This window comes from Neobacillus drentensis, assembly GCF_036962765.1.
GTDB classification, from domain to species: domain Bacteria; phylum Bacillota; class Bacilli; order Bacillales; family Cytobacillaceae; genus Neobacillus; species Neobacillus drentensis_C.
On sequence record NZ_JBALOS010000278.1, the window covers coordinates 331 to 9372 of the forward strand.

The window sequence follows — 9042 nt, forward strand, 5'->3', positions numbered from 1 at the left end:
TTATAATATTTCGATATACCCTTCTGTCCCATGCACGCGAATTCGTTGCCCATCTTTTATCAGTTTGGTAGCATTTTCTACTCCGACAACGGCTGGTAAGCCATATTCACGCGCGATAACTGCTCCATGGGTCATCAGTCCACCAACTTCGGTGACCAGGCCTTTTATGGATACAAACAATGGTGTCCAGCTAGGGTCAGTAAAGGAGGTGACTAATATATCTCCATCATCTAGATCAGCATCTTCCATGTTTAAGATGACACGTGCTCTTCCCTCTATAACTCCAGAAGAAACAGGTAGACCTACAAAAGCATCCGCTGGAAGATTTTCTCGTTTGTACTCACCTGCAATGATTTCACCATCAGAGGTGATAACACGTGGGGGAGTTAGTTTTTCATATAATTTGTACTCATCTTTTCGTTTGCTGATGATCTGGTAATCCAGTTTATTTGTGCGTACGACTTCGCGAAGTTCTTCAAAAGTGAGATAGTATATATCTTCTTTTTCATGAATAACGTAGGCTTGCACGAGCTGTTCGACTTCTTTCAGTAAAGCCTGCTTATAAACGAAGTAACGACTAATCATGCCGTATTTTGGATATTCACGATAACCGATGAAATTCCGGATTAGGTCGACCATTCGTTTTGTTTCTTTGGCTTTTGGTTCACCATCCGGTAATTGCTTCAATCGATCTAATAACTCTTGTTCTTTTTTCAAAGCCTCAAGCCGCCCATGCTCAAATTTCCGATTGCTTGCATTAGGCTCAAAGTTTTTGATGTTATTGAGAATTATGGGGACAAGTGTAATTGGTTTTTCGCTCCATCGTGTTCTAGTAATATCGATTTCTCCCGCACATCGCATTCCGTATCTGTTGAGAAATGCATTGAAAGCGTCTCTAGCTTCCTGTCCACCATCAAAATTAACCAGTTCATCCAAAAAGTTATCATCTTTTATATGTTGTAAATAATCAATTACTTCTGGATAAGGACGAATCACATCTGCGACATCCAATAGTGCTAGACCCATTTCCGAAGTAATATTGTTTGGTACAGATTGAGATAGCGTGTCTGCTGCGTTTTTTTCACCTAACCACTCGTTCATTTTTTCATTGATCCATGTTGAAGCATTTATAGCAGCCATAAATACAGCTGAACTTTGTGGGTCAAATAAAATCTTCTTTAATTCCTGAATATCTTCTAGAATAAAATCAAATAAATCTATTCCTGATTTCGTTTGGATGTTTTGTTTTAACTCTTCAATCGATGTTTGACTACGCTTAATCAAATCAGAAACGATTGATGGATTGTTTTCGATTTGTGCCAGCTTATCTGTATTGCCTCTAGTGGGACTCGGTGCTTTATTATCATTTGGTAACGATTTTATATAATCTCCACGCCCAATGATATTCATAAGTGCGTCTTTCATGAGCGGCTCGTGTTGTCCCATAGCATTTAATAAAATGTTTCTACTGACAGGTGAAGCCAGTTGATGTGTGACATCAACAAACAACCTTCCACCAGCTTTACGCATGGGCGCAGGAGTCGTTAACAGAAAAAAAGACAATCCCAATGGTTTTATGGGGTCTGTCATCATTTGTTGATGACCGACAGATACATAGACGTGGTTTTCTTGATCAATCGCTTCAGGGATGGGGTATAAAGTCGTGATTGGACGACTCTGGACAATATAAAATGTATCATCAACCAAACACCATTCGATATCTTGCGGACAGCCAAAATAAGTTTCGATCTGTCTTCCGATGCACGCCAGTTGTAAAATTTGTTGGTCATTAAGTGTTTGAGTCTGCTGCTGATCGGGATCGATCTGCTGGGTCTCTGTTCCGCCTTCTTTTAGTCCATAAATAGCCAATTTTTTGGTTGCTATCATCTTATCGACGATTTTATCTTCCTGTACTTTATAACCATCGGCAGATACCAAGCCAGAGACCAGTGCTTCTCCAAGTCCAAAACTGGCATCGATTGATAGCAACTTTCGGTTGAAAGTAACTGGATCAGCGGTAAATAAAATCCCTGAAGCCTGTGGGAAAACCATCCTTTGAACGATAACGGATAAATAAACTTGGCTGTGGTCAAATCCGTTTTGCATTCGATAGATTACCGCACGATCCGTAAATAGGGAAGCCCAACATTTGCTGATATGCTGCAAGATTGCTTCTTTTCCGATGACATTTAAATAGGTGTCGTGTTGACCAGCAAAAGAGGCATGTAGTAAATCTTCAGCAGTCGCACTAGAACGCACTGCATAAGCATGTTCATCGCCAAACTGGGAGAGATAGTGAGCAACTGCTATCACAATATCTGAAGGAATTTCTACTTCTATAATGAGTTGTCGAATTTTCCTGCTGATTTCACCAATTTGATCTCGATCCTCTACTTTTAGCTTTGTTAGTTGATCCAACAAAGCTTGAAACGTTTCGTTTTGTTCGATGGCTTTTTGATATCCCACTGTTGTAACACAAAATCCTTCTGGTACTTGTATTCCTTGAATTTTTGATAATTCCCCTAAATTTAACCCTTTTCCACCAACGAGCAAAAGCTGTGTTTTTTCCATTTCCTGAAAACCGAGAACCAAAGAACTCATTCCACATCTCCCCTAACCATTAATGTTCTATTGATTTTAGCAGTAGTAAATGAGAATAAAAAGTCTATATTATCCATTTTTTAAATGGTATAATTAAATTAGGAAGAGTTCAAAAAAAATTACTAGACCTTACCATAAAGTAAGCTGAAGACCCGGTTCATCCCCTCGAAAGCAGCTCATATACCTTTTAACCCACAATATGAATATGATTTAAATCAACTTTTTTCCATTTAATCTGTTTATTTTCCCTAAAACACCTTATTTTAGTATGAGATTTCAGGCTCTAATTAAACTATCCTGCTTCGTTAGTTGAAGATGAACGTTATGTTCTACTTAAACAAGCGATCAATTCTTTTGCGATCATAATCTAATATCCAATCGTTAAATTCTTCATAAAGATAACGAATATCCTCTTTATCGGCTGCTAAAATATCGCAGCCACGATCATCATATAAGTGAAAAATTATTTTTTTATTTAGATTAACAAAATAAATTTCATATCCACTTTCTTGATTATTTTTCAAGATCGTAGATGAATGTGCAAAGTCCTCATAACAAATGGCTTTTAATAGTGGGGCATACCTAATAGTATCTTTTTTACACTGAAGGATAAATCGGTGAATAACCATCTGATCCACTTCATCTTCGAAGAACCTAACAAAAAGTTGATGGTGTAATTTGTAAAATAGATCTTTATCTTTTAAATACTTCTTATACACATTTAAAGGTTTCCTCTGAAGAAAGTGATTGTTACTTGTTGTAAGCACATCGGCAACCAGCAGAATTTCATCTCTCTCATCAAACACCTTTTTAAACAAAGTAATGGAACGTTGAAAAGTTTGTTTCAAATTTTCTTTTGCATAGTGTGGTATTATCGGATTTGAAATTTCAAACCTAATACCATTACTCCAAGAATACAGTAGAGGTGGTTCTAAAATTAGCCCCTCAAAATTCTGATTTAAAAATGAATATAAATTTTTAATCATTTTTCCTCCAACCAGATTTATTTACAATCACCGTAAAATAACATTTTCTAGAAAAGCACTCGTTAGGTGAAGAGTGGATAATAGATTATTAAAAGAACTCTTGCCCTGGTTAGTGGAATACCAAAAACTACCTAACATATTGAAGAATTAACTGATATAATGCTATGCAAAGTCCTAAAATACACGCTTTCATTTTAGATGGATGGTTTCTTTTACTGCGAAACAAGTATAAGAAAACGAATATAAATCCCAACGGAATTCATAGCTGAAAGACACCTTCTTTGTACTGCGAGAAAAAATTGGAGCAATGTAAGTGCTTATCAGAAAGTAAAAGAAAATCGTAAAACGTCGTGTTTCTAATTGCTTGCTCCACCTTACTAAAAAGAAAATAATAATTATTGCTATAATCGTAATGTGTAAAGGGGGTAGCACAATAGCAAAGTTCCCAAATTTGAATTCCATTCTGAATTTCCCTCCTTTTTTATAGTGTATCACCATTTATGGAAAAGTTTGGAGTGTTTTTATTTGAAGTCATATCTTCCTCGGTAAATATCATTTAACCATATTCCTTTATCCACTATCCTACCCGTTAGTGGAAAAAGAAAAAAGGCTGCCGCAGCAACCCCAATCTTCAACTCTTGCTACCCGTTAGTGTAAGTACATTTCTTCACAATCAAATCAAATTTCATAAAGATAACCATAGTTAATTCAAAGAAAGACTACCCATACGGGTAGATAAGATGTGTTAACTAAATATGAAAAAAGGGTAAAGCTATCAATCAATGTATGTTATGCCATCCTTCATATGTGATTTCTATGACTCGTATTTTCCTCACAAAATGGTCATTTATAAAAATCTCTACAGTCTTAGAATAATTATCACGAATCTCTGAATTCATACTCCATATTCTCCCCAATCCCTGTGTGCAGTACATATTTTCCAGTCCGGGTTTTCTGCCCACTCTAAGAAAAATTCGAGCAGAACCAATTCCGTTTGCCGGGTAATGTACGAGTTCTTCTACTTCATCGCATGGTGTGGGCAATTGACCAATGAGTCTTACAGTTATAAAACCGCCATATCTAAATGCATCGGCTTCGGTAAGCATAAAATTTTCTCCTCGTATAAATTTATTAAATTAACTGTAGTTATTATATGTATTACCCATGGCATGGTACCGAAGTTTAACCCGCCGCAACCACCCTCCTAATTCAACTCCCTCAGTTTGATACGGATATCTCTCAAATGCTCACTTATTCGCAGGATTTCATAACCCTTGTATTTGGATTTACGGGTAATTGGAATGCGTTCAGATCATTTTGGCTTCGTGAAGGCATAGTTAAATAAAAGAGTCAGCTAACACTCCATATTTTACCATATAATGCACATCTCCACGCCGCCCCTGGAGGCTTTCCCTCCCATGTCTCAACGGGTCAATTGCCCTCTCATTCCTTCGTCATGCCTATCCAAGGGGTAGAGGCCAGTTATGCTAACCTGATGGGTCACAGTGCCCTTTTGTTGAAGAAACCTGGTACTCCGTGCATTTTTGAAATCCTACGAATAAGACAACATTCAAAAATTAAAGTTAACTATTTTCAACTATGCTATTTAATTCTAAGCTGCTAAAGGAATTAATACTTGGATTTTATTAGGACAGTAAGACTCGTTCCGTCGTGCAATTCCTACAAAAATCCTTGCTAGTTTTCCTATCAGTTTCATGATTGATTTCATTTTCTTTATCTTTTTAACCTTCACATTATGGGAATGAACCGCTTTAAATTCAGTGTTATTCATCACAAGGCTCATAGTTGCTAAGTAGAGGAAGCGTCGGAGTCTTGATCTTCCACGCTTTGAAATGACAAATCTGACCTTTCCATTTACCTGAACTTGCTTCAGCTAAATGTAATCCCGCATGACGTAATAGAGAGTTTCCGTGGGAGAATCCACTTAAATCTCCTGACTCACCGAGTATCCCAGCTAATGAAATTTCACTTATTCCTTTAATCGTAAGTAGTTTTTTTGCATATGGTATTTTATTGAGGACTTCTTTAACTTGTTGTTCAACTCTTTCGAGTTGTTTTACTGCGAGGTCATATTCTTCTAATAATTGTTCTAGATGTTATATATCCATTTTGATAGGTTAATCCAGTAATGGCCTGTAGGCTCCATACCTACTATTGCTGCATCTAAGTTTTTTAGTCTTTTTAAATCTTGAATCCAGTTTAATAGTTTAACGAACCCCTCTTCATTATTTTCAAATGTAATAGGATCTCCAACTACGATTCCACGGAAGTTAACTGCTCTGGCAACGTATAGATGTTGAGCGATATCCACACCAACAATAAGATGTGTATCGGAATTTCTTTCTATTAGTTGATTTTGTTTGTCTTGCATTTTAAAATTCATAGTAGGGCTTCCTCCTAAAGACTCTGAGTTAGATTGGGCTCTATACTCGTATCTTACTGAGGGGCTCTATTTTTTTCAAACCTGATATTTAACAATCTACAGGAATGCTAACCTGCTTCGTTAGTGGAACAACTAAAAAAGGCTGCCGAAGCAGCAAAATCGTTCTTAAGCTATCACACCCGTTACTTTAAGTACATCATTTCACAATCTTTTGATTTCTCTTGATTGGGACGAAATTTTTGCAATAATTTATATGTAAATACTCTAAGTGACGCTTGCTTTAAAGTCTTGAAAATTCTATTGCTTTTTTTACTGCTGCTGCTAATTGACCAGGTTCTGGCTTTTTCCCTAACGATATTCCATTTTCTACCAAAAGTATATATCCTTTTCGTGGTATTCTTTTGTATGGTTTAACTAAAAACCCATCACTTTTATTCCAATAAAGTGAAAGATATTTCAAGTCTTTCGTCACTTTCCACCATCCTTTTTTACCTATCGCACTTTCTATTGCTGATAATTCATTTATATCAGGAGGAATTTTTGAATGGCATAATTCTAAAGCTTTTATTAAAGTGTCTTCTAACTCCATTTCCGTAAATGGATCATTAACTTTAAAATCTACATCAATTTCTCTTGTGTCACCCTCCTTAGACTCTCCATTGGGAAAAATAATCAAATTGTTAAGGCGGTCGGCATATATTGAAACAAGCCCCCAATTATCAAGCATTTGCATATAATCACCCTATTCTTTGGTATAAATTCAATAATTCTACCTATTTTTTATTTTTCCTTCTTTAACAAACCTGCTCCTTTAGTTGAAGAAAATATTGAAGTAAAGCACCCCGTTACTTTAATAAGGATTATCTATCCAAAATAATTAGACCGTTCCTTTTTAACCAAGAAACGGTCAATCTAACTTTCAAAACTTAGTCGCTACTCTCGTCACGGCTTTCTTTATGAGGTGGATGAGGTGGATGATGGTGATGATGTTCACTACTCTCATCACTGCTTTCATCATGGTGATGATCATGATGATCCTCTAAATGTAAACTTGCAGATACACCTGCGTGGTCGGACGGCCATAGACCCGTTCTTGTTCTGTTACTCTGTTCTTCTCCTACTAATTCTGCTTCCTTTGGTTTCCAACCATTTTTAAACAAAATATAGTCTATTCTTATAATTAAGCTAGAAACTGCATTTAAAAGATCAGCACCCTGACAACAGGTTAGTCCAAGACCTTCACCTACCGCGTTCCATACATCACGGAATCCATTAGTGATTAGTATGTTATACGGAGGGCTATTAGGGGGAGAATTTAAGTCTCCCGTAATAATCACTGGAAGATCGGTATTGGCTGGACCATCAATTAACTCCTGTGCTTGGCCCACCCTAGTCGGAGGATTAAGAGGCTCCAAATGGGTGGTGATCATCCTAAAAACATTTCCGTCCACTTTCACATCGACAGCGCACCACCCTCGAAGAAACCCATCAAACATCGTTTTGAAATGAGATACTTGTCGATTAATTACCTTAAGTCCATGGTCTTTTCGAATCAATATGGCATTCCGATTCAAAAAACTAATCTTATTTCCGTTGCTGTCTGGAAGATCTTGAGCAAGTACATTTGGATTTTCAAGAAGAGCTGCTACTTCATAGTGCAGTCCTCTTTCTCTTAACTCATCCAGCAGTATTTCAATAAGGTCATAAGTAACATCTGGAAAATCAGGAATTTTTAGTGTCCATTTTTCCGCTTCTTGCAGACCGATGAGGTCAGGTTTTTTGGATGCAATCTCTCTCGCAATCGCTTTGGCTCGAACAGGAAAATTAGTAGCAAGAAATTGACGAAACACTTGTGTTACCGCCGCTGGCGTTGGTACAGCCAATGGTGCTATGTCTGCCCCTCGATAAATATTCCACGTTAAAAACGAAACTTCAGGATTCAAAAAAAGTCGCCTCTCTTCTCAAAATATACTAATATAAGATGAGACAAGTTAGCATATTGTAACGGCAATATCACTATGGTAACTATACATTTAATTATTGAAGGATTCTGCCCCGTTAGTGCAATTAGAAAACGGGATCGCCGCAGCCATCCCATCTTTAACATATGCACCCGATAGTTTAAGAAGAAATCTTTAAAGTTGGAGATCTAAATCATTTAAAGTCCCATTCAATATTTATCTGATTTTCTCCGCCAACTCTAAAATAATTCCCTCTGGACCACGAACGTAGCATAACTTATAACTTTCTTCATATTGCTGTATCTCACTAAAGATTTCCGTGCCGTTCTTTTTCAATTTTGCAACAATAGCTTCAATATCTTCAACAGCAAAGCAAATATGTCGGATACCCGGCGTATTTGCAAAAGGTTGCTGAATATCTATTTCATCTGACGGCGTATAAAATTTGACTAGCTCTATCCATGCCTGACCATCTGGCATCCCCAATCCTACACATGCCGTTTTAACATCATTAAGCCCAACTATTCTGTCCAACTGTTCTCCATCCAATTCCCATTCGGCTTGCACTTCAAGTCCTAAATCAAGAAAAAACGCTTTAGCCTCTGAAAGATCATTTACGTTTATACTCACATGATCTATTCTATTGATCTTCATATCTCATACCTCCTATGTTCCTGTTATTTTCAATACCTGTATTGGTGTAAGGTTTGTTTGAAATTATAATTCGCTTAAAACAGAAAATATCCTTCTTCAACAAACCTGCACCGTTACTTTAAGTAGAATTTTTCACAAACTTTTTTGATATTAAAGTTAATTTAACTCACCTATAAACCACTTTTCTCCCTCTGAATAGTAATCCTCTTCTGAGATTATTTCTTTAAAACCTTTTATCTGTAAGTCAGGGGGGCAATTAAGTTCCCACTCTTGAACGAGATTTCTAGATGTATTTAAAAGTATCCATTTTTGTTCTTTACTGTCCCTTTTAAAAAATCCATCAAACCAACTATTATGGGGTAATACCACAATCTGGGAGTCGAATAAATCAGGAAGACTAATCAATGCGTAAATTCTATATTCAGCTTGTGCTTTC

The 9042-nt window shown here is 36.8% G+C and carries 7 protein-coding genes and 1 pseudogene; all 8 read right to left on the reverse strand.

Annotated features, from left to right (window positions below):
• Complete coding sequence (ppsA, locus tag V7137_RS26700; protein WP_335700878.1) at nt 1-2601, reverse strand: phosphoenolpyruvate synthase; 2601 nt, start codon at nt 2599-2601, stop codon at nt 1-3.
• Nucleotides 2602-2930: 329 nt separating this feature from the next.
• Nucleotides 2931-3587, reverse strand: coding sequence for a DUF3885 domain-containing protein (locus tag V7137_RS26705; RefSeq protein WP_335700879.1), 657 nt, complete (start codon nt 3585-3587; stop codon nt 2931-2933).
• Between the two features lie 779 nt (nt 3588-4366).
• A complete protein-coding gene (locus V7137_RS26710; RefSeq protein ID WP_335700880.1) occupies nt 4367-4693 on the reverse strand; it encodes a hypothetical protein in 327 nt (108 codons plus the stop codon).
• 506 nt (nt 4694-5199) lie between these two features.
• Nucleotides 5200-5991, reverse strand: a pseudogene (locus V7137_RS26715) (transposase).
• Between the two features lie 280 nt (nt 5992-6271).
• Entirely contained in the window at nt 6272-6724 is a 453-nt protein-coding gene (locus V7137_RS26720; RefSeq protein WP_335700881.1) for a hypothetical protein, read from the reverse strand.
• Nucleotides 6725-6917: 193 nt separating this feature from the next.
• Complete coding sequence (locus V7137_RS26725) at nt 6918-7934, reverse strand: endonuclease/exonuclease/phosphatase family protein (protein WP_335700882.1); 1017 nt, start codon at nt 7932-7934, stop codon at nt 6918-6920.
• 234 nt (nt 7935-8168) lie between these two features.
• Entirely contained in the window at nt 8169-8606 is a 438-nt protein-coding gene (locus V7137_RS26730) for a VOC family protein (RefSeq protein WP_335700883.1), read from the reverse strand.
• A gap of 156 nt (nt 8607-8762) precedes the next feature.
• Nucleotides 8763-9042: DUF3916 domain-containing protein (locus V7137_RS26735; protein ID WP_335700884.1), on the reverse strand; the 280-nt coding region annotated here is incomplete at its 5' end.

Coding starts and splice junctions, on each gene's coding strand:
- ppsA (WP_335700878.1), bottom strand. CDS start 2,601: ATGAGTTCTTTGGTTCTCGGTTTTCAGGAAATGGAAAAAACACAGCTT.
- V7137_RS26705 (WP_335700879.1), bottom strand. CDS start 3,587: ATGATTAAAAATTTATATTCATTTTTAAATCAGAATTTTGAGGGGCTA.
- V7137_RS26710 (WP_335700880.1), bottom strand. CDS start 4,693: ATGCTTACCGAAGCCGATGCATTTAGATATGGCGGTTTTATAACTGTA.
- V7137_RS26720 (WP_335700881.1), bottom strand. CDS start 6,724: ATGCAAATGCTTGATAATTGGGGGCTTGTTTCAATATATGCCGACCGC.
- V7137_RS26730 (WP_335700883.1), bottom strand. CDS start 8,606: ATGAAGATCAATAGAATAGATCATGTGAGTATAAACGTAAATGATCTT.